The organism is Streptomyces sp. NPDC002817 (genome assembly GCF_053592055.1).
The window spans coordinates 334,370-355,119 of sequence record NZ_JBSFUY010000002.1 but is presented as its reverse complement, the minus strand read 5'-3'; the positions used below and the strand labels follow the sequence as shown (position 1 = coordinate 355,119).

18 protein-coding genes are annotated in these 20,750 nt (G+C 70.5%); 7 read left to right on the top strand and 11 right to left on the bottom strand.

The window, feature by feature from the left end:
- The first annotated feature begins 330 nt into the window (after window positions 1–330).
- Both ACWD3I_RS04620 and ACWD3I_RS04615 read left to right on the top strand, forming a co-directional pair.
- Window positions 331–1,188 (top strand): helix-turn-helix domain-containing protein, encoded by an 858-nt coding sequence (locus ACWD3I_RS04620; RefSeq protein WP_266891043.1) that lies wholly within the window; start codon window positions 331–333, stop codon window positions 1,186–1,188.
- Between the two features lie 230 nt (window positions 1,189–1,418).
- Window positions 1,419–1,610 (top strand): DUF397 domain-containing protein, encoded by a 192-nt coding sequence (locus tag ACWD3I_RS04615; RefSeq protein ID WP_266825761.1) that lies wholly within the window; start codon window positions 1,419–1,421, stop codon window positions 1,608–1,610.
- A 108-nt stretch (window positions 1,611–1,718) separates the two neighbouring features.
- On the opposite strand, the gene ACWD3I_RS04610 is transcribed toward ACWD3I_RS04615, so the two are convergent.
- Window positions 1,719–2,558, bottom strand: a complete 840-nt coding sequence (locus ACWD3I_RS04610) for a hypothetical protein (RefSeq protein WP_365394193.1) — start codon at window positions 2,556–2,558, stop codon at window positions 1,719–1,721.
- Window positions 2,559–2,652: 94 nt separating this feature from the next.
- On the opposite strand from ACWD3I_RS04610, the gene ACWD3I_RS04605 reads away from it, so the two are divergent.
- Window positions 2,653–3,438, top strand: a complete 786-nt coding sequence (locus ACWD3I_RS04605) for an SDR family oxidoreductase (RefSeq protein ID WP_365394194.1) — start codon at window positions 2,653–2,655, stop codon at window positions 3,436–3,438.
- Window positions 3,439–3,565: 127 nt separating this feature from the next.
- On the top strand, window positions 3,566–5,134 hold the full coding sequence (locus ACWD3I_RS04600; RefSeq protein WP_365394195.1) for a sodium:solute symporter family protein: 1,569 nt from the start codon (window positions 3,566–3,568) through the stop codon (window positions 5,132–5,134).
- A 63-nt stretch (window positions 5,135–5,197) separates the two neighbouring features.
- On the opposite strand, the gene ACWD3I_RS04595 is transcribed toward ACWD3I_RS04600, so the two are convergent.
- Complete coding sequence (locus ACWD3I_RS04595; protein WP_365394196.1) at window positions 5,198–6,313, bottom strand: ADP-ribosylglycohydrolase family protein; 1,116 nt, start codon at window positions 6,311–6,313, stop codon at window positions 5,198–5,200.
- A 236-nt stretch (window positions 6,314–6,549) separates the two neighbouring features.
- Between ACWD3I_RS04595 and ACWD3I_RS04590 the strand changes: the two genes are divergently transcribed.
- Window positions 6,550–7,044: a DUF2165 domain-containing protein gene (locus tag ACWD3I_RS04590; protein ID WP_365394197.1), complete on the top strand. Its 495-nt coding sequence runs from the start codon at window positions 6,550–6,552 to the stop codon at window positions 7,042–7,044.
- A gap of 25 nt (window positions 7,045–7,069) precedes the next feature.
- On the opposite strand, the gene ACWD3I_RS04585 is transcribed toward ACWD3I_RS04590, so the two are convergent.
- The 3 genes from ACWD3I_RS04585 to ACWD3I_RS04575 form a co-directional block, all read right to left on the bottom strand.
- A complete protein-coding gene (locus ACWD3I_RS04585; RefSeq protein ID WP_365394198.1) occupies window positions 7,070–7,630 on the bottom strand; it encodes a hypothetical protein in 561 nt (186 codons plus the stop codon).
- A 436-nt stretch (window positions 7,631–8,066) separates the two neighbouring features.
- Entirely contained in the window at window positions 8,067–10,652 is a 2,586-nt protein-coding gene (locus ACWD3I_RS04580; RefSeq protein ID WP_365394199.1) for a bifunctional FO biosynthesis protein CofGH, read from the bottom strand.
- A 167-nt stretch (window positions 10,653–10,819) separates the two neighbouring features.
- Window positions 10,820–11,665 carry an LLM class F420-dependent oxidoreductase gene (locus ACWD3I_RS04575; protein WP_365394200.1) on the bottom strand — a complete coding sequence of 282 codons (846 nt, stop codon included), beginning with the start codon at window positions 11,663–11,665 and terminating at the stop codon, window positions 10,820–10,822.
- Between the two features lie 129 nt (window positions 11,666–11,794).
- Between ACWD3I_RS04575 and ACWD3I_RS04570 the strand changes: the two genes are divergently transcribed.
- Window positions 11,795–13,312, top strand: a complete 1,518-nt coding sequence (locus ACWD3I_RS04570; protein WP_365394201.1) for a CehA/McbA family metallohydrolase — start codon at window positions 11,795–11,797, stop codon at window positions 13,310–13,312.
- 22 nt (window positions 13,313–13,334) lie between these two features.
- Here ACWD3I_RS04570 and ACWD3I_RS04565 read toward each other — a convergent pair whose 3' ends face one another.
- Complete coding sequence (locus ACWD3I_RS04565; RefSeq protein ID WP_365394202.1) at window positions 13,335–14,168, bottom strand: endonuclease/exonuclease/phosphatase family protein; 834 nt, start codon at window positions 14,166–14,168, stop codon at window positions 13,335–13,337.
- A gap of 36 nt (window positions 14,169–14,204) precedes the next feature.
- Here ACWD3I_RS04565 and ACWD3I_RS04560 point away from each other — a divergent pair, with 36 nt between their 5' ends.
- Window positions 14,205–14,600: a nitroreductase/quinone reductase family protein gene (locus ACWD3I_RS04560; RefSeq protein WP_365394203.1), complete on the top strand. Its 396-nt coding sequence runs from the start codon at window positions 14,205–14,207 to the stop codon at window positions 14,598–14,600.
- Here ACWD3I_RS04560 and ACWD3I_RS04555 read toward each other — a convergent pair.
- From ACWD3I_RS04555 to ACWD3I_RS04535, 5 genes are all read right to left on the bottom strand, one after another.
- A complete protein-coding gene (locus tag ACWD3I_RS04555; protein ID WP_365394204.1) occupies window positions 14,597–15,370 on the bottom strand; it encodes an alpha/beta fold hydrolase in 774 nt (257 codons plus the stop codon). The genes ACWD3I_RS04560 and ACWD3I_RS04555 overlap by 4 nt on opposite strands.
- Before the next feature lie 110 nt (window positions 15,371–15,480).
- The gene (locus ACWD3I_RS04550; protein WP_365394205.1) at window positions 15,481–16,932 is read right to left on the bottom strand and encodes an aldehyde dehydrogenase family protein; all 1,452 of its coding nucleotides are present in this window, start codon (window positions 16,930–16,932) and stop codon (window positions 15,481–15,483) included.
- Complete coding sequence (locus ACWD3I_RS04545) at window positions 16,929–18,653, bottom strand: N-acyl-D-amino-acid deacylase family protein (RefSeq protein WP_365394206.1); 1,725 nt, start codon at window positions 18,651–18,653, stop codon at window positions 16,929–16,931. The genes ACWD3I_RS04550 and ACWD3I_RS04545 overlap by 4 nt, the downstream gene beginning before the upstream one ends.
- A gap of 96 nt (window positions 18,654–18,749) precedes the next feature.
- The gene (locus ACWD3I_RS04540; RefSeq protein ID WP_327717693.1) at window positions 18,750–19,868 is read right to left on the bottom strand and encodes an LLM class flavin-dependent oxidoreductase; all 1,119 of its coding nucleotides are present in this window, start codon (window positions 19,866–19,868) and stop codon (window positions 18,750–18,752) included.
- 100 nt (window positions 19,869–19,968) lie between these two features.
- Window positions 19,969–20,739 carry an SDR family NAD(P)-dependent oxidoreductase gene (locus ACWD3I_RS04535; protein WP_365394207.1) on the bottom strand — a complete coding sequence of 257 codons (771 nt, stop codon included), beginning with the start codon at window positions 20,737–20,739 and terminating at the stop codon, window positions 19,969–19,971.
- Window positions 20,740–20,750 lie beyond the last annotated feature (11 nt).

Sequence of the window (20,750 nt, the reverse complement as noted above, 5' to 3'; positions counted from 1 at the left end):
GACCGACGTAGAACCGCACCACGCACCACACGCACCTCCGGCGTACCCCAGACCCGGTATCGGGAGCCGCTGGTCCGCGCGGGGCGGCGGGACCGTGTGTCCGAGACGACACCACGGTCCTGCCGTCCCGCGCGGCCTTTTTGTGCCCCGGATCATGGCCGATTCAGGCCCTGGAGGCGCCAACTGCCTTGTGATCATGGCGAACTGGCGCGTACGCAGCGCATATCCACCGTTTCCCAGCGGTAGAAACCACCTTGGTGGCAGTCTGCTCAACAGCAGATACGCAAAGTGGCCATTTTCGAAGGCACGCAGCCGGAGGTGCACGTTCCCGTGGCGTCCAATGTCAATCCCACCGTCAGGCGACGCCGGCTCGGCCAGGAGTTGCGCCGGCTCCGTGAACTCAAGGGCATGACGGCCGAAGAAGTCGCCGAACGGCTTCTGGTGTCGCAGTCGAAGATCAGCCGGCTGGAGAACGGCCGGCGCAGCATCAGCCAGCGCGACGTCCGCGATCTGTGCGGGGTGTACGAGGTGGAGGACGTCCGGATCGTCGACTCCCTGATGCAGATGGCCAAGGACAGCCGCCAGCAGGGGTGGTGGCACTCCTTCGGCGACATCCCCTACAGCGTCTACATCGGCCTGGAGACGGACGCGGCGAGTCTGCGCGTCTACGACCCCCAGGTCGTCCCCGGGCTCCTGCAGACCCGCACCTACGCCGAGTCCCTCATCTCCGGCGCGCTGCCCGAGGCGACGCCGACCGACATCGACAAGCGTGTCCAGGTGCGGCTGCGCCGACAGGAACGTATCTCTGCCGCCGACAACCCGCTCCGGCTGTGGGCGGTTCTGGACGAGGCGGCCCTGCGCCGGGAGGTCGGCAACCGGCAGGTGATGATCGAGCAGTTGGAGCATCTGATCGAGATGTCGCAACTGCCGCACGTGACGGTGCAGATGATCCCGTTCACGATGGGTGCCCATCCCGGGGTGAGCGGGCAGTACGCGATCCTCGAGTTCCCCGACGCCGCCGATTCCAGCGTGGTCTACATCGAGGGCGTGACGAGCGACCTGTACCTGGAGAAGGCGCAGGACGTACAGAAGTACAGCGTCATGTACGAACATCTGCGGGCACAGGCCCTGAACGTGGACCAAAGCAGGGAATTCATCTCAGGCATCGCCAAGGACTACGCACGCTGACCCACTCTGTATGGCGAAGCGCCGTAAGGTACACCTTCGCCCGGTCGCAGCGGAAGACCCCAATGGAATATGCCACCCGCCCGGGTGAATGCTTCCTCCGCTCCCCGATGTTGGCGAGTAGCGTCGATCACGCCATCGGATAACAACGTTGGCGCAAACCCGTGCCGTGCAGACGGAGACAAACGCACGCCACGGCGACAGCAACTCAGCAACTGGCTATCGGAGCGAAAATGGCAATCAAGCAAGGCGCCGCGGACAAGTGGGTCAAGTCTTCGTACTCCCAGGGCAATGGCGCGTGCGTCGAGATCAAGTCCCCTGTCGTGTCGGCGATGGCCGTCCGGGACTCGAAGATCCAGAACGGCCCCACGCTGGCCTTCCCCGCGGACGCGTGGAACGCCTTCGTCGGCTCGGTCAAGGCGTAAATGATCGAGTGATCGAGCACTACACAACTACACAAGCACCACCGAAGAGCCCTCTCGTCCAGATCGCCGTCCTTGCCGAGGGGGCTCGGCTTGTGTCCCGACGCGGGTCTACCGGAGGCGGTCGACGTATGTGTCCGTCCCCGGCACGGTCGGGATGAACGGCGCCACCAACTCCAGCCTCCCCAGGCCGGCCTCCTCCACCGGCCTCTCCAGGCCCGTGAAGTGCTCCTCCCAGCACTCCCGTGGATCCACCTCCAGGAACCACAGCAGCGTCAGCCGGGTGTCGACGCCCTCCACCTGCTTCACATACGTCATCCGGTCCCCCGGCAGCGGCGTCGGCCTGAAGATCGTCACCATCGCCGCCGGTGACCCCGCGAGCCGCTTCGGCAGCTGCCGGGACCGCAGCCACTCCAGCAACTCCTCGCGCTGTGCGGCCGATTCGGCGTCGATCACCTCGACGACCAGGCCCTTGTACGGGTGGTCGAGGGCGTGGAAGTCGCGGGGCCCGGCCGCCCCGTCACGGTAGACCGTCGCCTCGTGGTCCTGGAACGCGGTGAAGACGTGCGTGCGGTCCTGGTAGACCCGGGCGTCCCGGTTGAGGCGCTTGTTGATGCCGACGGTCCACTTCATGTGGTCGTCGTAGCGGCCGTCGGTGATCCAGTACGTCGAGATGTAGCACCCGGCGGTGACCGGCTGGGCGACGGCCGACTTCTCGGGGTAGCGCAGGAGTTGGAGGTCCCGGGTGGCGACCCAGCGGCGCCCGGCGTACATCCAGGGCATCGCCATCGCGCCGGCGTAGTAGTGGTCGTCCTCGTACCAGCGGTTGTACGCGTACTCGTGGCCCGGATGCGGCTCGACCATGGTGATGAGCGCATGGCCGGGACGGACTCCGTACGGGCCCACGGCGGCCAGTTCGGCGTACGTCCGGCTGCGGGTCTCTTCGCTCATTCCCTTCCCCTTCCTGGATGGCTCGCCCATACTCTGACGCCCCGTCAGATATTGCGCCAGGGTCAGGGCGAGCGAACCGAAGGGGAGGGCTCTCATGCCACTGCTCACAGGCAGGACGGTGGTCGTGTCGGGCGTCGGTGCCGGACTGGGCCATCAGGTCGCCGCCGCCGTCGTGCGCGACGGCGGGAACGCCGTGCTCGGGGCGCGCACCGAGGCCAACCTCGCCAAGAGCGCCGCCGAGATCGATCCGGACGGGGCGCACACGGCGTACCGGCCCACGGACATCACCGACGAGCAACAGTGCGTGGCGCTGGCGGAGTTGGCGGGCGAGCGGTTCGGGCGGATCGACGCGGTGGTCCATGTGGCGGCCTGGGACAGCTACTTCGGCGGCATCGAGGACGCGGACTTCACCACCTGGCAGTCGGTGATCGACGTGAACCTGCTGGGGTCGCTGCGGATGACACGGGCATGCCTGCCGGCACTGAAGAGGTGCGGCGGGTCGGTCGTCTTCATCGGGACGCAGTCGTCCGTGGCCGCCCCCTCGCAGGTGCGGCAGGCGGCGTACGCGGCCTCGAAGGGGGCGCTGACCAGCGCGATGTACTCCCTCGCGCGGGAGCTGGGGCCGCACCGGATCCGGGTCAACACCGTGCTGCCGGGCTGGATGTGGGGGCCGCCGGTGCAGGCGTACGTCCAGTTCACCGCGCACACGGAAGGGATCGAGGAGTCCGAGGTGCTGGTGAGGCTCACCGAGCGCATGGCCCTGCCCGATCTCGCCACGGACGGGGATGTGGCGGACGCGGCGGTGTTCCTGGCGTCGGATCGGGCGCGGGCGATCACCGGACAATCACTGCTGGTCAACGCCGGGGAGCTGATGCGGTGAGTTCATATAGGTGAACCAAGGCCATCATGCCGAATACTTTTACCTCCCTTTGACCTTACGCTCACTTGTCGTGTTCACGCGACAGCGCCCACGATGAGCGCCGGGTCGATCCCCTGGGAGGGCGCACATGAACGGTCTCGACTGGGCCGTGCTCATCGGCTATTTCGGCGTGATGGTCGCGATCGGCGTGTGGTCGCACAAGCGCGTGGACAACGTCAGCGACTTCTTCACCGCCGGCGGCAAGATGCCCTGGTGGCTCTCCGGCATCTCGCACCACATGTCGGGCTACAGCGCGGTGATGTTCACGGGGTACGCGGGCATCGCCTACACCTACGGCGTCACGTCCTTCGTGACGTGGTCCTTCCCCATCGCCCTCGGCATCGCGATCGGTTCGAAGCTGTTCGCGCCGCGCATCAACCGGCTGCGCTCACGTCTCCATGTGGCCTCCCCGCTGGAGTACCTGAAGAACCGCTACGACCTCAAGACCCAGCAGGCGCTGGCCTGGTCCGGCATGCTCCTGAAGATCGTGGACGTGGGCGCCAAGTGGGCGGCGATCGCCACCCTGTTGTCGGTCTTCACCGGCATCTCGCTGAACCAGGGCATCCTCATCACCGGCACGATCACCGCCGTCTACTGCACGATCGGCGGTCTGTGGGCGGACGCGCTGACCGAGCTCGGCCAGTTCGTCATCCAACTCCTCGCCGGTGTCGCGATGTTCATCGCGGTCGTCGCCGAACTCAACGACAAGGGCATCGGCTTCTTCGAGGCCTGGGACCGTCCGGAGCTCCAGGGCCACGGCGAACCGCTGGTCGGCCCGTACGGCACGGTCTTCCTCCTCGCGTTCCTCTTCATCAAGCTCTTCGAGTACAACGGCGGCATGCTCAACCAGGCCCAGCGCTACATGGCCACGGCCAACGCGTACGAGGCCGAGCGCTCGGCCCGGCTGTCCGCGATCCTCTGGCTGGTCTGGCCGGTCGTCCTCTTCTTCCCCATGTGGATGTCGCCGCTGCTGGTGGAGTCCCAGAAGCAGGACGGCTCCGACTCCTACGGCCTGATGACCGAACAGCTGCTCCCGCACGGCCTGTTGGGCCTGGTCATCGTCGGCTTCTTCTCCCACACCATGGCGATGTGCTCCTCCGACGCCAACGCGATCGCCGCGGTGTTCACCCGGGACTGCGCGCCGGTGCTGTGGCGCAGGGCGCGGACGTGGAACGAGGGTCAGGGTCTGAAGGTCGCCCGCATCACGACCGTCGTCTTCCTGGGCCTGTCGATGGCGGCGGCGACGCAGGTCAACTCCCCCGCGTTCAAGGACATCATCACGGTCGTCATCAAGTGGGTGGCCGGTCTGATGGGCCCGATGGCGATCCCGATGATGCTCGGCCTTCTCCGCCCCTTCCGCCGCTCGGGCCCCACGGCCGCGCTCACCAGCTGGTCGATGGGTCTGCTCGCCTTCTGGCTGGTCAACTACCCGATCAACTGGAACGTCGACGGCGGCGTCCCGCTCCAGTACCAGGTCTCGATCCCGCTCGCGGTGTCGCTGATCCTCTACGTCCTCATCGGCTTCGTGAAGCCGGAGGACACCCCGGAACGGCTCGCGATCATCGAGAAGATCAACACCGACGGGGACGGGGCGGCCGCCGCGGCGGTGCCGGTGCCGGCGGGGCCGATGGACGAGGTGGTCCGGACGAAGGACTAGGCCGGCCCGGACGGTGCGGGTGGGGGTTTCCTCGCCCCCGCCGGACAGGTTGGAATACGGCGGTCAGCCCCTCGGGTACCTGGCCAGCCACCCCGGGGACGACCCCGCCGGACCGTGGAGCGCGGGCCCCTGGGTCATCTCCATGGCGAAGTCGTCGGCGAGTTCCAGCAGCGTGGGACGGCCCTCCAGCTCGGCCAGCCAGGCCGGCGGGAGGGCCGTTTCGCCGTGCAGGGCGCCGAGGAGGCCGCCGGTGAGGGCGCCGGCCGCGGCGGAGGGGCCGTCGTGGTTGACGGCGAGGCAGAGGCCGTGACGGACGTCCTCGCCGACGAGGGCGCAGTACACGGCGACGGCGAGCAGCCCCTCGGCCGTCCCCTCCCCCATGAGCTCCCCGACCCGCTCCGGGGTCGGCATGCCCTGGCGTACGGCGCCCAGCGCGTGCTGCAACGCGTCCGAGACGGCCTGATGCCCTGGCCGGGCGGCCAGCAGCGCCAGCGCCCGCTGCACGGCCCCGTCGAGGCTCTCCCCGCGGGCCAGCGCGTGCACGATGACGGCGTACGCCCCGGCACAGAGGTACGCGACCGGGTGCCCGTGCGTCTGCGCGGCGCACTCCACCGCGAGCTGTGCGACGAGCTGTGGCTCCCATCCGACGAGCAGCCCGAAGGGCGCGGACCGCGCGGCCGCCTCGGGCCCCGCCTCACCGGGGTTCTTGGGTACCTCGAGGGTCCCCATGTTCTCGTCGCCCAACCCGACGAGCAGGGAGCGGGCGGGGTCACGCCGGGCGTACAGCCACTCCTCCCTGGCGAGCCACCCGTCGTCCTTCCGCCGCTCGTCGGGCCCCCAGTCCCGCTGGGTGGCGGCCCATCTGAGGTACGCCCGGTGCAGATCGCTGGGCGGATGCCAGGCCCCGATGTCCCGTCTCACCTGGGCCCGTATGAGCCCGTCGACGGAGAAGAGCGTGAGCTGGGTGAGATGGGTGACGGCCCCGCGTCTGCCGTAGGCGGCACCGAGATCGACGACGCCCTCGGCGCCGTGGGCCTCCCGTATCCCGTCGAGATCGAGCTGGTCGACGGGCGCCCCGAGGGCGTCCCCGACGGCGGCTCCGAGCAACGTCCCCCGCACCCGGCCCCGGAAGTCCTGCTGCTCGACACGGCCCCATATGGCCCCGGCTGTCGCACCCACCAAGACCTCCCCAGCGGCACCGTCCGCGTACACGACGATTCAGCACTGTAATCGACCGGGAACGGTCGGTTCAGGGGGCGTAGGGGTATGGGGGATGTGCCGGAGTGGTCGGAAATGGTCCTGGGTGGTCAGGTATCACCCGTACCACTCGGCGCTCGGGGCGATCCGTGTGACGGCGTCATTCTGCCTCGATGCGTACGGCGTACGGCGGGCGCCGGAGGGGAAAGCTGATCGCCATGGCCACGACATCCCCACGCAGCGCGCTCCACCTCGCCGGCACCCTGCTCACCGCGACCGTCGCCCTCTACATGGCCCTCGTCGCGTTCGGGAACATCACCGACTTCGGCACCAATCAGGCGTTCGTCCAGCATGTCCTCGCCATGGACACCACCTTCGAGGACGACGACCTGATGTGGCGGGCCGTGACCAGCGAGGGGCTTCAGGACGCGGCGTACGTCGCGATCATCGTGTGGGAGGTGATCGCGGCCCTGGTGCTGGTCTACGGCACCTGGCTGTGGGCCCGGCGCGACGACCTCCGCGCCCGGCGCTTCTCGACGTACGGCCTGCTCATGGTGATGCTGCTCTTCGGTGCCGGGTTCATCGCGATCGGCGGTGAGTGGTTCTCGATGTGGCAGTCGGAGGACTGGAACGGGTTGGACGCGGCGCTGCGGGTGTTCCTGCTGAGCGGGGTCGTGCTGGTGGTGGTGCAGTTGCCGTCCGTCGAACGGTGAGTGGCGGATCCGGCTGTGGCGCCGGCTACGCGACCACCACCACCGTCGTCCCCGTCTCCCCGAACGTCCACAGTGCCGAACCGTCCGCCTTCGCCATGCGGATGCCACTCGTCTGACTGCCGGAGGCGACCGCGGGGGGCGATGAGCCGTCCACCGCGTTGGAGAAGGCGATGGAGAGGCCCGACTTGCTGGCGAAGTAGACGATGTGCTCGATCTGGACGCCGTCGGAGCCGGTCGTGGCGTCGCGGCGCACGTCGACCTTGTAGCTGCCGGGGTCGGGGCTCACCGTTCCCGGCCAGACCGGGAAGGTGCGCTGGGCCGCGTCGCTCGCGTCGACCAGCCAGACCCGTTTCTCGGCGAGGGAGTAGACGACACGGCGGCCGGTGCCGGAGTCGTCCGGCACCGCGGCGGCCGTCGATTTCGTGGGGGACGCCGAGGGCTGCGCCGAGGCGGAGGCGCTCGGGCGGGGGGCGGTGGCCGTGGGCTTCGCGCCCTCGTCCGCCTTGACGGCGAGGACCGCGACGGCGGCTATCGCCCCCACCGTCAGACCGGTCACCCAGACCTTCGGGGCAGGCACGGCACGCATCTCCTCAGCTACGGCCCCCTCCGGACAAACAGGGGTCCGATCATCGTACTGTGAGCCGCCCGAGCTCCCGCCCCAAGCCCGGCCCTCGCCCACACCCCAAGCCCAACCCGGCCAGCGCCCCCGCCTCCGGCCCAGCCCGGCCCGAGCCCACACCGCGAACCCGGGCTCCCGCCTTCCCCATCGCCCCGGCCCAGCCCGGCCAGCGCCTCCGCCTCCGATCCAGCCCGGCCCGGCCCGGCCCGCTCACGCCCTCAGCCCAGCCCGAGCCCCAAGCCCAGCCCCCGCCTTCCCACTCACCCCGGCCCAACCCGGCCAGCGCCCCCGCCCCCGATCCGGCCCGCTCACGCCCTCAGCCCAGCCCGAGCCCCAAGCCCAGCCCCCGCCTTCCCACTCACCCCGGCCCAGCCCGGCCAGCGCCCGCGCCCGCGCCCCGCCCTCAGTCCAGCACCGGCAGCAGTTCCGGCAGATGGCCGTCGGACACCGCCGCCGCCCGCTGCCGTTCCTCCGGCACCTCGCCGTAGAGGGTCGTGCGCGGCCTCGCGGGGCGGCCCGCCAGCTCCGCCACCGCCACCAGGTCACGCACCGACTTGTAGGAGCCGTACGACGAGCCCGCCATCCGCGAGATCGTCTCCTCCATCAGCGTGCCGCCGAGGTCGTTCGCGCCCGAGCGCAGCATCTCCGCCGCCCCCTCCGAGCCCAGCTTCACCCAGCTGGTCTGGATGTTGGGGATGTGGGGGTGCAGGAGGAGACGGGCCATCGCCGTCACCGCCCTGTTGTCCCGCATCGTCGGACCGGGGCGCGCGATACCCGCCAGGTACACCGGCGCGTTCGTGTGGATGAACGGCAGCGTCACGAACTCCGTGAAGCCGCCCGTGCGTTGCTGGATGCCGGCCAGGGTGCGCAGGTGGCCCAGCCAGTGCCGTGGCTGGTCCACGTGGCCGTACATCATCGTCGACGAGGAGCGGATGCCCACCTCGTGCGCCGTCGTGATCACCTCGATCCACGTCGCCGTCGGCAGCTTTCCCTTGGTCAGGACCCAGCGGACCTCGTCGTCCAGGATCTCCGCCGCCGTGCCGGGAACGGAGTCGAGCCCGGCCTCCTTCGCCGCCGTCAGCCACTCGCGGATCGACATCCCGGTACGGGTCGCGCCGTTCACCACCTCCATCGGGGAGAACGCGTGGACGTGCATCCCCGGGACCCGTTCCTTCACCGCCTTCGCGATGTCGAAGTACGCCGTCCCCGGCAGGTCCGGGTGGATGCCGCCCTGCATGCAGACCTCCACCGCGCCCACCTCCCACGCCTGCTGGGCACGGTCGGCCACCTGGTCCAGGGACAGGGTGTAGGCGTCCGCGTCCGTGCGGCGCTGCGCGAACGCGCAGAAACGGCAGCCGGTGTAGCAGACGTTGGTGAAGTTGATGTTCCGCGTGACGATGTACGTGACGTCGTCGCCGACCGCCGACTTGCGGACGTCGTCCGCGACACCGCAGAGCGCGTCCAGGGCAGGCCCGTCCGCGTGCAGCAGCGCCAGCGCCTCCGCGTCCGTCAGACGGGTCGGGTCGTCGGCCGCCACCCGCAGGGCCTGACGTACATCCGTGTCGATCCGCTCCGGGACCATCCCGGGAGCCGCCGCCTCCCGCAGGGCGCCCCAGTCGCCGTACACCTCGTCGAAGTCGTCGCGGCGGTCGGACGTACGGCCCTCCGTGTCGATGGTGGTGTGGAGGTCCGTACGGCCCGACGACACGAACACCTCCTCCGGCTCCTGCCACGGATGGCCCTCCACGACGGCGTCGGGACGTGCCAGTCCCGTCTCCGGGTCCGCCAGCGCCCGTACGTGCGGCAGCAGCCGCGGGTCCAGCCAGGGCTCGCCGCGGCCCACGAACTCCGGGTACACGCAGAGGCGTTCACGCAGGGAGAAGCCGACGGCGGCCGAGCGCTCCGCCAGCTCCTCGATCTGGGGCCAGGGGCGCTCGGGGTTCACATGGTCGATCGTCAGCGGCGAGACCCCGCCCCAGTCGTCGATGCCGGCGCCGATGAGACGTTCGTACTCGGAGTCGACCAGGTTCGGCGGGGCCTGCAGACAGGCCGACGGGCCCATGATGTGCCGCGCCACCGCCACGGTCGCCACCAGCTCGTCCAGCTCCGCGTCCGGCATGCCGCGCATCGCGGTGTCCGGCTTGGCGCGGAAGTTCTGGATGATCAGTTCCTGGATGCCGTGGTAGGAGCGGGCTACGCGGCGCAGCGCGAACAAGGACTCCGCCCGCTCCTCGTACGTCTCGCCGATCCCGATGAGGACGCCGCTGGTGAAGGGGACCGACGAGCGGCCCGCGTCCTCCAGCACCCGCAGCCGGACGGCCGGTTCCTTGTCGGGGGAGCCGTGGTGCGGGCCGCCCGGCTCCGACCAGAGGCGCGTGGCCGTCGTCTCCAGCATCATGCCCATCGACGGCGCCACCGGCTTCAGACGCTGGAAGTCCGTCCACGACATCACGCCGGGATTCAGGTGGGGCAGCAGGCCCGTCTCCTCCAGGATGCGGATGGAGATGGCGCGGACGTAGGCGATGGTGTCGTCGTAGCCGTGCGCGTCGAGCCACTCTCGAGCCTCCGGCCAGCGGTCCTCCGGTTTGTCGCCCAGAGTGATCAGCGCTTCCTTGCAACCCAGCGCGGCGCCGCGCCTGGCTATGTCGAGCACCTCGTCCGGGGACATGAACATTCCGTGCCCGGCACGGCGCAGCTTGCCGGGGACCGTCACGAACGTGCAGTAGTGGCATTTGTCCCGGCACAGCCGGGTCAGGGGGATGAAGACGCTCTTCGAGTACGTGATGACGCCGGGGCGGCCCGCCGCCTGAAGGCCCACGTCACGGACGCGGGCCGCGGAGGCGGTGAGATCGTCGAGGGCCGCACCGCGGGCCTGGAGGAGGACCGCGGCCTCGTCGACATCGAGGGCCACGCCGTCACGGGCGCGTTTGAGGGCGCGACGCATGGAGTTCTCGGTCGGGCCGGTTCCGGGAGTCGCGGAAGTCGTCATCCTTCGAGCATACGGAGGGGCTCCGCCGGTTCAGCAGGGTCGGGGGTTGTCTTGGAGGGCTGTGGTGCGTTGCCGGGTGCGGGTCCGTTGTGGCTGGTCGCGCCCGCGCGGCGGTAGCCGCACATCGGCACAGCCCCGCGCCCCTGGGTAGGCTTCACTGCCCTCGGTCACACGTGCGCGGCGTAACCGTCCAGCAGTCGCAGCACCTCCGACTCGCCCGCCGGCGGCAGCTGGACGACGACCTCCTCGATGCCCAGCTCGGCGTAGTGCGCGAGCTTGCCCGGGCTGGGGAAGACCGCGTACGGCACGATCTGGAGGGCTTCCGGGTCGCGGCCCGCGTCCGCCCAGGCGGCGCGCAGCACCGGCAGCGACTCGGTCAGACCGCGCCCGCCGATCGGCAGCCACCCGTCGGCGTACTCGCAGATGTGCGCGAACAGCTTGGGACCGGCGGCCCCGCCGATGAGGGTGCGGGGGCCGACGACCGGGCCGCGCGGCTTCTGTACGGGCTTGGGGTACGCGTGCGAGGCCCGTACGCTGCCGAACTCGCCCTCGTAGGACGTCGGTTCGTCCGTCCACAGGGCGTGCATCAGCCGCATCCGGTCCCGCACCAGCTCCCGCCGGGTGCGCCATTCGACGCCGTGGTCGGCGGCCTCCTCGACGTTCCAGCCGAAGCCGAGGCCGAGGGTGAACCGGCCGCCCGACACATGGTCCAGCGTCGCGATCTGCTTGGCGAGGTCGATCGGGTCGTGCTGCGCGACCAACGTGATGCCGGTGCCGAGGCCGAGCCGCTCGGTCACCGCCGCCGCCTGGCCGAGCGCGACGAAGGGGTCAAGGGTGCGGCCGTACTCGGGGGGCAGCTCGCCGCCCGCCGGGTACGGCGTCACACGCTCCACCGGGATGTGGGTGTGCTCGGGCAGGTACAGGCCGGCGAACCCCCGCTGCTCCAGCTCGCGGGCGAGCCGGGTCGGGGTGATCGTCTCGTCGGTGAGGAAGATCGTGGCGGAGATACGCATGGCCTATCTGTACCCGGAGGGGCTTCATCTGTCCATACCGACTGGTCGGCATTGTCGGCCGGATTCCTCAGCCACCTCAATTCCCCTGTCTTTCCACGGCAGTTCACGGACGTCCGGGAGAGTTGAGGCATGTGTGACGACAACGAGCTCCATCACGGCATCGGAAGACGCACACTCCTCGTGACGGGAACCGCCGCCGCGCTTACGTTGGGAAGCGTGACCTTCGCCGCGGCCGCCGACGGTGACCAGGAGACCAGGACGATCCGGGGCACCCTGCCCACCGGGTCCCCCGACTTCGTGTACGTGCCGGTCGAAGTCCCGTCCGGCGTGCGGGAGATCAAGGTCTCCTACACCTACGACCGCCCCTCCGTCCCGGCGGGCACGGCCGGCAACGCCCTCGACATCGGCATCTTCGACGAGCGGGGCACGGAGCTGGGCGGGCAGGGCTTCCGGGGCTGGTCGGGAGGGGCCCGCACCGAGTTCTTCCTCCGCGCCGACGACGCGACGCCCGGATACCTCCCGGGACGGGTGCGCGCGGGCACCTGGCACATCGCGCTCGGCCCCTACACGGTGGCGCCGCAGGGCCTGTCGTACGAGATCACCGTCACGCTCACCTACGGCGAGCAGGGCGCCGTCGTCGAGCCGACGTACCCGCCCGAGCGCGCGAAGGGGCGGGGCCGTGCCTGGTACCGGGGCGACTGCCATCTGCACTCCTGGTACTCCGACGGCCGCCGCACCCCGGCCGAGATCGCGGCCCTCGCCCGGGCGGCGGGCCTGGACTTCATCAACACCTCGGAGCACAACACCCACGCGGCACACCCCCATTGGGCCACCGAGGCGGGCGACGACCTGCTGATCATGCTGGGCGAGGAGGTCACCACGAGGAACGGCCATGTGGTGGCGCTCGGCACCGACCCCGGCACCTTCGTCGACTGGCGCTACCGGGCCCGCGACAACCGCTTCGGCCGCTTCGCCCGCCGCATCCGCAAGGCCGGGGGGCTGGTCGTCCCCGCCCATCCGCACGCCACCTGCATCGGCTGCAACTGGAAGTTCGGCTTCGGCGAGGCGGACGCGGTCGAGGTGTGGAACGGCCCCTACACGCCCGACGACGAGGTGGCGCTGGCCGACTGGGACGGCATGCTCGTGGCGTCCGTGCGCGAGGGACGGGACTGGATTCCGGCCATGGGCAACAGCGACGCCCACCGGGACCCGGACATCGTCGGCCTCCCCCAGACCGTCGTCCTCGCCGACGACCTGTCCCGTGAGGCGATCCAGGAGGGGATCCGGGCGGGGCGGTCGTACGTCGCCGAGTCGCAGCACGTGTCCCTGAGCTTCACGGCGACCGGCGGCAAGGGCGAACACGCCGGCATCGGCGAGCGGTTGGCGGCCGCCCCGGACACACCGGTGACGGTACGCCTCGAGGTGTCGGGCGCGCCCCGCTGCACCGTCCGGTTCGTGACCGACCAGGGGGTGCTGTTCACCGGCGGGCCCCTGCCGGTGGCGGGGTCGGGGGTGTTCGAGTGGCGGACCACGCCTGCCTACGCGGCGTACGTGCGGGCGGAGTTGCGGCACGAGACGGCGGCCGGACCGCTGCCGGGCGCGCCGGCCGCGTTCACCAACCCGATCTTCCTGGGCCGCGTCCACTAGGACCGCGCGGGAAGCCCGCCGGTCAGGGATGCCGGGACGCGAGGTCGGCGACGACCGCCGCGTGATCGGACGGCCACACCCCGTCCACCGGCCCGTCCCCGGCCCGCCGCACCCCCAGCACCGTGCCCTCCCCCGCCGGCCCGGCCGGACCGCCGACGTGGATGTAGTCGATACGGCCGCCCGGGCCCAGGCCCGGGTGGACGTACGGGTTCGCCGGGCTCCAGGTGGCGGCGGGGGCGGCCGGGTCGGCGTACTCCCAGGCGTCGAAGAAGACCTGGCCGGGGACGACGGGGGCGGTCCGCAGGCCGCCGAACAGGCGGGTCTCGTCGGCGTCGGGCCAGGCGTTGAAGTCGCCGGTCACGACGGGCGGGAAGGCGGTGCCGTCCCGGTGTGCGGCGACGAACCCGGCGAGGGCGGCGACCTGTTCACGGCGTACGGCCGAGGCGTGCAGGGGTGAGGCGAGGTGGGTCGTGAAGAAGGGGACGGGGTGGTCCGGGGCGGCCAGCCGTGCGTAGAGGGCGAGGCGGCCGTCGTCGAGGTCGGCCGGGGCGGGCAGTCGCAGGACGTCCTGTTCCAGCACCGGCCAGCGGCTCAGCACCGCGTTGCCGATGTCCACCGTCGGGTCCCCGATCCGCCGCTGCCAGCGCTCGGGCGCGGTCGAGGCGGCCCAGGTCCAGTACAGGCCGAGCTCCCCGGCGAGCCGGGCGGCGAGGTTCTCCCCGCTGCGGCGGTCGGCCCACACTTCCTGCAAGCCCACGACATCGGGGCGCAGTTCCCGCAGGACGGCGACAATCGCCTTCTGCCGCTCGACCCACGGACCGAACCGCCACCACAGGTTCCACGTCACCACACGCATGGCCCACCACCGGAATCTCCAGGAGACTCAGTAACCATGCCCCGCCACAACGAACGCAAGTACCGTGCCGTGTCCGCGCTCCAGCGCCGGATCGGCAACCCGATCCTGCGCCGCCTCCCCTTCCAGACCCTCCTGGAGACGACCGGCCGCACCTCCGGCCTCCCTCGCCCGACCCCGGTCGGCGGCCGCCGGGTCGAGGGCTCCTTCTGGCTGGTCTCGGAGTTCGGCGAACGCTCCCAGTACGTCCGCAACATCAAGGCCGACCCGCGTGTCCGGGTCCGCCTCCGCGGCCGCTGGCACACCGGAACGGCCCATCTCCTGCCCGACGACGACCCGGTCGCCCGGCTGCGGGGTCTGCCGCGCATGAACAGCACGGCCGTGCGGGCGATGGGGTCGGGGCTGCTGACGGTGCGGGTGGACCTGGACGGCTAGGACTTGGCGCACATCTCCAGCACCAGGTCGCGCACCACCTCGGGCGCCCGCAGCGTCGGCAGATGGTCGCAGTCCGGCAGGCGTACGAGGTGGCAGTCCGGGATCGCGGCGGCCATGTCCTCGTTGCAGCGGACCGTCCTGGCCGTGTCCTTCTCGCCGAGGAGGAGGGCGCAGGGCATGGCCAGTTCGCCGAGGCGGGGGAAGGCCGGGGGGTCCTCGGTCTGGTGGCCGTACGTCGTGAACCAGGCCGGGATCGCCGCCCGCAGCCACTCCGCGGCCTGGGTGTCGGGGGGTGTGCCGGCCGCCGCCCAGGTCTCCAGGGCCAGGGCGAGCAGGCCGCCCATGTCTCCCGCGGTGGCCAACTCTGCGATGCGGGCGGTCAGTTCGGGATCCTCCAGATCCGGGTATCCGGTGATGCCTGGCACGAGCAGCACCAGCCCCGCCACCCGCGACGGCTCGTTCAGCGCCCCGCTGACCGCGGTCACCCCGCCCATGCTCGTACCGACGAGCACCGCGCGCCCCACGCCGAAGTGGTCGAGCACGGCCCGCAGATCCTCGGCGAGGGAGTAGGAGGCGGTCGGACTCGGCGAACGCCCGAACCCCCGGGCGTCGTAGCGGATCACGCGGCGGCGCGCGACGAGCTCCGGCAGCACGGGATCCCAGCACCTGGAGTCCGCGATCCCGGGATGCAGCAGCACCACCGGGACCCCGTCCCCGCCCGTGTCCTCGGCCCAGACCTCGCCGTCCTTGAGCTGCACCATGGTCTCCATGGGACGACTGTGCCCGAATCGGGCGCCGGGAGACAGCACCGTCCTGGCCAACGGGGCACCGGCGTGGCCCGATATGCGGTCCCGTCGAGCGGATCGGCCCTTGTCCCCCGTCACCCGGGCCAGACGATGGCCTGCACCTCGCTGTACGCGTGCAGCGCGTACGACCCGACGTCCCGCCCGACCCCGCTCTTCTTGAACCCCCCGAACGGCGCCTCCATGTTCCGCCCGACGGTGTTCACCCCCACCCCGCCGGCCCGCAGCCGCCGCGCCACGCGGAAGGCACGGGCCACGTCCCCGGACCAGACGTAGTCGATGAGGCCGTAGTCGGAGTCGCCGGCGAGGGCGACGCCCTCCTCCTCGTCGTCGAAGGGCACCACGGACACGACCGGTCCGAAGATCTCCTCCCGGACGACCCGCATCCCGCTCGTGCAGTCGGCGAGGAGGGTGGGAGCGACGTAGAAGCCATGGTCGTACGACGGCCTCTCGCCGCCCGCGACCACCACCGCGCCCTCCTTGCGCCCGATGTCGACGTAGGACTCCACCCGCTCCCGGTGCTCGGCGGAGATCACCGGCCCGACGACGGTGTCCGCCGCCCGCGGATCCCCCACCTTCAGATACCCGGCGTACGCGGCAAGGCCGTCCACGAGCCGCTGGTACACCCCGCGTTGCACCAGCACCCGGGTCGGCGCGGTGCAGATCTGGCCGCTGTAGAAGGAGAAGGTGGTCCCGATCCCGGCCACGGCGGAGGCGATGTCCGCGTCGTCGAAGACGAGGGCCGCCCCCTTCCCGCCCAGCTCCATCAGCTGCCGTTTCATGCCGCGCCCGCAGACCTCGCCGATGCGCTGGCCGACGGCGGTGGAGCCGGTGAAGGAGACCATGTCGACGTCGGGCGAGTCCACGGCGGCCTCGCCGACCTCGACGGACCGGCCGGAGACCACATTGACCACGCCCCTCGGCACCCCGGCGGCCTCCAGCGCCTCGGCCATCCGGTACACCGACAGCGGGTCCTGCGGGGCGGGCTTCACGACGACCGTGTTGCCCATGGCGAGGGCGGGGGCGATCTTGCCGGCCGGGTTGGCCCAGGGGTTGTTGTACGAGGTGATGCAGGTGACGACCCCGACGGGCTGGCGTACGGCCAGCGCACCCATCACCCCCGCCCTGCCCATGGGCCCGGCCTCGTTGATCTGCGGCGGGATCGCCCACTCGGCGGGCTCCACGCGCGCGTACCGCTGGAAACGGGCGGCGGCGACCCCGACCTGCATCGCCCGCGCGGTCCCGGTCGTGGCACCGGTCTCGGCCTGGGCGAGCTCGGCGTACTCCACGAACCGGGACCGGATGACATCGGCGGCCCGCGCGAGGATCGCCGCCCGTTCCTCGGGCGCCGTGCGCGACCACGGACCGAAGGCCTCGCGGGCCGCGGCGCAGGCCGCGTGCACCTGATCCCGCGAGGCCTCCGGCGCCCACCCGACGGTCCGTTCGGTCGCCGGATCGACGACCTCGTAGTGCCCGCTCTCCGGCTCGGTCCACGAGCCGCCGACGAACAGCCGCTGCTTGGCCGTCACTTGGTCGCCACCGTCCGGGTGTCCCGCCCCGACCGCAGCACCTTGCCCGGCACGGCCCCGCTCACCACGTCGTCCCGGATCGCCGCGACCCCGTTGACCCACACGGCCCGTATCCCGAGGGCCTTGGAGTCCAGCCGCGGGCTGTCACCCGGCAGGTCGTGCACCAGGGTGGCCGTGCCCGCGCCGATCCGCTCCGGGTCGAAGAGCACGAGGTCCGCATGGAAGCCCTCCCGGATCCGGCCGCGCTCCTTGAGCCCGAAGAGCCGGGCCGGGTCGTCGGTGAGCATCTTCACCGCCTGTTCCAGGGTGGCGAGCTTCCGCCCGCGCAGACAGTCGCCGATGAAGCGGGTGGTGTACGGCGCCCCGCACATCCGGTCCAGATGCGCGCCGGCGTCCGACCCGCCGAGCATGACGTCCTCGTGCTGCCAGGTCTCGGCGCGCAGCGCCCAGGAGGCGGGGTCGTTGTCGGTGGGCATGGGCCACAGGACCGTACGCAGATCGTCGGCGGCGCAGATCTCGACGAGACAGTGGAAGGCGTCCTGCCCTCGCTCCTCGGCGATGTCCCGCACGACCCGCCCGCTGAGCCCGCGGTTCGCCTCGCTGTACGTGTCGCCGATGACGTACCGCCCGAAGTTCGCGAGCCGCCGGAAGACGCCCGCCTCCTTGGAGTCGGCGCGCCGGAGCATCTCGGCGCGTACGTCCGGGTCCCGGAGCCTGGCGATCCGCTCGGGCACGGGCAGCCCGAGGACCGGTCCCCACCCGGGGATGAGGTTGAGCGCGCAGAAGGTGCCGAGAGACATGTTCATCGGTGTGAGGATCGGCATGGTCAGCGCGACGATCCGCCCGCCGGCCTTCCGCGCCTGCTCACTGGCGAACAGCTGTCGGGGCACGCGTTCGGGCACGGAGGCGTCGACGGTGAGGACGTTCCAGTTGAGGGGCCGTCCCGCCGCCGCGCTCATCTCCACGAACAGATCGATCTCGGCGTCACTGAACTGGTCGAGACACCCGGCGACGATCGCCTCGATCTGCGTCCCCTCGTGCTCGCCGACCGCCTTGGCCAGAGCGATGAGTTCGGCGGGCTCGGCATGCCGGGAGGCGACGGGCTGTCCGTCACCGTCGGAGTGCGTGGACGACTGGGTGGTGGACAACCCCCAGGCCCCGGCGTCCATGGCGTCATGGAAGAGGCTCAGCATCTCAGCGAGTTGCCGGTCCGTGGGCTGCCCGCCGATGGCGTCCGGTCCCATGACGTACCGGCGCAGCGCGCAGTGCCCCACCATGAAGCCGGCGTTGACGGCGATCCGCCCCTCCAGCGCGTCCAGGTACTCCCCGAAGGACCGCCAGCTCCAGGGCGCTCCTTCCTCCAGGGCCACGAGGGACATCCCCTCGACCTTGGACATCATGCGACGGATGTAGTCGGCGTCCTCCGGCTTCAACGGGGCAAGGGTGAACCCGCAGTTCCCGGCGGCGACGGTGGTGACGCCGTGGTTGAGGGAGGGCGTGGCGTACGGGTCCCAGAACAGCTGGGCGTCGTAGTGCGTGTGAGGGTCGACGAAGCCCGGGGCGAGGACGAGCCCGGAGGCGTCCTCGGTGGAGCGGGCTTCGCCGGTGATCTTCTCTCCGATCGCGGTGATACGCCCGTCGAGAATGCCGACGTCGGCGATGAAGCCGGGCGCCCCGGTGCCGTCCACGACGGTCGCGCCCTTGATGACGTGATCGAACATGCCGGTTGCCTCCTTGGCGTGCGGTCCGGTGATGCACCTAAGGGGCGCGGGGAACTGCGCGACCAGCCACAGACGACCCGCACCCCGCAACGGCGGTTAGGAGGCCGCCCGGAACCGGGAAGTCCGATGCACAGGATCCGTATCGATCTTCGGAATCACATGCTCACCGATGAGCCGAATCGTCTGAAGGGTCTCCTCCTTCGGCACCCCCACCGGCAACCCGAAGCTCAACTGGTCCGCCCCCGCCTGCTCCCACCGCTTGCACTGCGTGAGCACCTCGTCCGGATCCCCGCAGATCAGCAGCTCCTCCTCGATGAGCAGCTCCACGAACTCCGCGGTGTACTCCGGCAACGTCTCCGGCCACACCGGGAACCCCTCGGGACGAGGAAACGTGTCGTGGTACCGGAACACCAGCGAGGGCAGATAGTGCAGGCCCCCGTTGACCGCGACCTCGATCGCCTCCGCGTGCGTGGGCGCGCAGATCGCCGTCGTCGTCACCATCACGTTGTCGTTGACGAAGTCCCCGATCGGCTCCGCGTTCACGATCGCCGTCTTGTACTTCTCCAGCACCCACTCCATGTCGGACACCTTCTGGATGCTGAAGCCGAGCACCCCGAGCCCCTTGCGCGCCGCCATCCCGTACGACGGCGGTGACCCGGCGGCGTACCACATCGCGGGGTGCGACTTCCCGTACGGCTTCGGCAGCACCTTGCGCGGCGGCAGCTGCCAGTGCTTGCCCTGGAAGCCGACGTACTCGTCCTGGAGCCACATCTTGGGGAACTCGGCGATGGTCTCTTCCCAGATCTCCTTGGTGTAGTTCATGTCGGTGATGCCGGGCAGGAAGCCGAGGATCTCGTGCGACCCGGCCCCCCGTCCGCTGCCGAACTCGAAGCGGTTTTCGGTGAGATGGTCGAGCATGGCGACCTTCTCGGCGACCTTCACCGGGTGGTTGACCTGGGCGAGGGGGTTGAAGATCCCCGATCCGAGATGGATCCGTTCCGTCGCGTGCGCCAGGTATCCCAGGAAGACGTCGTTCGCGGAGAGGTGCGAGTACTCCTCCAGGAAGTGGTGTTCGGAGGCCCAGGCGTACTTGAACCCGGACTTGTCCGCCTGGATGACGTACTCGGTCTCCTCCATCAGCGCCTTGTGCTCGGCCAGCGGGTCGGTCTCGGCGCGTTTGCCCACGTATCCCTGTACAAAGAGCCCGAATTCCAAGGAGGTTCACCGTCCCCACGAGTCGTTACCTGACGCATCGTCAGATTCACTGCCCAGACTGTTCCACCGGCCGCATGGAGCGTCAATACCTGATGGGCCGTCAGCTGAGACTGACTCCCGCCAGCCACCCGCCGTCGATCACAAAGGGCTGCCCGGTGATGTACGAGGAGTCGTCCGAGGTCAGGAAGAGCGCGAGCCGCGCCACCTCCTCCGGCTTCCCGATCCGTCCCAGCGGCACGAGCTTGCGGTAGAGCTTGCCGACCGCCCGCGAGGTCTCCTCGGCATCGCCCCCGGGGTCGAGGAAGGCGGGGTTGGACATGGCGGTGTCGATGGCCCCGGGGCAGACGGCGTTCACCCGGATCCCGCGCCGCGCCAGCTCCAGCGCGGCGACCCGTGTGAGGCCGAGGATGGCGTGCTTGGTGGCGGCGTACGACCCGACGGCCGCCATCCCCGTGACCGCCGTGTAGGAGGCGGTGTTGACGATGGTCCCCCCGTCGGCCATCTCGGGGGCGACGGTCCTGATGCCGAGGAAGCAGCCGACCTGGTTCACCTGGACGACCTGCATGAACTCGTCGAGTGGGGTGTCGAGGAGGGAGTTGAAGCGCAGGATGCCGGCGTTGTTGACGAGCCCGTCGACGTGACCGTACGCGTCCTTCGCGGCCGTGACGGCCGACCGCCACTGCTCCTCCTCGCCCACGTCGAGATGGACGTACGACGCCCCGATCTCCTTGGCGAGGGCCTCCCCCTGGTCGTCGAGCACGTCGGCGACCACGACGTCGGCCCCCTCCTCCCTGAAGAGCCGCGCCTCCTGCTCCCCTTGTCCGCGTGCCGCGCCGGTGACGATGACGACGCGTCCGTCCAGCTTGCCCATGCGGTGACTCC

Excerpts from the sequence above, each read along its gene's own strand:
- ACWD3I_RS04615 (WP_266825761.1), top strand. The coding sequence starts at position 1,419 with ATGGCAATCAAGCAAGGCGCCGCGGACAAGTGGGTCAAGTCTTCGTAC.
- ACWD3I_RS04610 (WP_365394193.1), bottom strand. The coding sequence starts at position 2,558 with ATGAGCGAAGAGACCCGCAGCCGGACGTACGCCGAACTGGCCGCCGTG.
- ACWD3I_RS04605 (WP_365394194.1), top strand. The coding sequence starts at position 2,653 with ATGCCACTGCTCACAGGCAGGACGGTGGTCGTGTCGGGCGTCGGTGCC.
- ACWD3I_RS04600 (WP_365394195.1), top strand. The coding sequence starts at position 3,566 with ATGAACGGTCTCGACTGGGCCGTGCTCATCGGCTATTTCGGCGTGATG.
- ACWD3I_RS04590 (WP_365394197.1), top strand. The coding sequence starts at position 6,550 with ATGGCCACGACATCCCCACGCAGCGCGCTCCACCTCGCCGGCACCCTG.
- ACWD3I_RS04585 (WP_365394198.1), bottom strand. The coding sequence starts at position 7,630 with ATGCGTGCCGTGCCTGCCCCGAAGGTCTGGGTGACCGGTCTGACGGTG.
- ACWD3I_RS04580 (WP_365394199.1), bottom strand. The coding sequence starts at position 10,652 with ATGACGACTTCCGCGACTCCCGGAACCGGCCCGACCGAGAACTCCATG.
- ACWD3I_RS04575 (WP_365394200.1), bottom strand. The coding sequence starts at position 11,665 with ATGCGTATCTCCGCCACGATCTTCCTCACCGACGAGACGATCACCCCG.
- ACWD3I_RS04570 (WP_365394201.1), top strand. The coding sequence starts at position 11,795 with ATGTGTGACGACAACGAGCTCCATCACGGCATCGGAAGACGCACACTC.
- ACWD3I_RS04565 (WP_365394202.1), bottom strand. The coding sequence starts at position 14,168 with ATGCGTGTGGTGACGTGGAACCTGTGGTGGCGGTTCGGTCCGTGGGTC.
- ACWD3I_RS04560 (WP_365394203.1), top strand. The coding sequence starts at position 14,205 with ATGCCCCGCCACAACGAACGCAAGTACCGTGCCGTGTCCGCGCTCCAG.
- ACWD3I_RS04555 (WP_365394204.1), bottom strand. The coding sequence starts at position 15,370 with ATGGAGACCATGGTGCAGCTCAAGGACGGCGAGGTCTGGGCCGAGGAC.
- ACWD3I_RS04545 (WP_365394206.1), bottom strand. The coding sequence starts at position 18,653 with ATGTTCGATCACGTCATCAAGGGCGCGACCGTCGTGGACGGCACCGGG.
- ACWD3I_RS04535 (WP_365394207.1), bottom strand. The coding sequence starts at position 20,739 with ATGGGCAAGCTGGACGGACGCGTCGTCATCGTCACCGGCGCGGCACGC.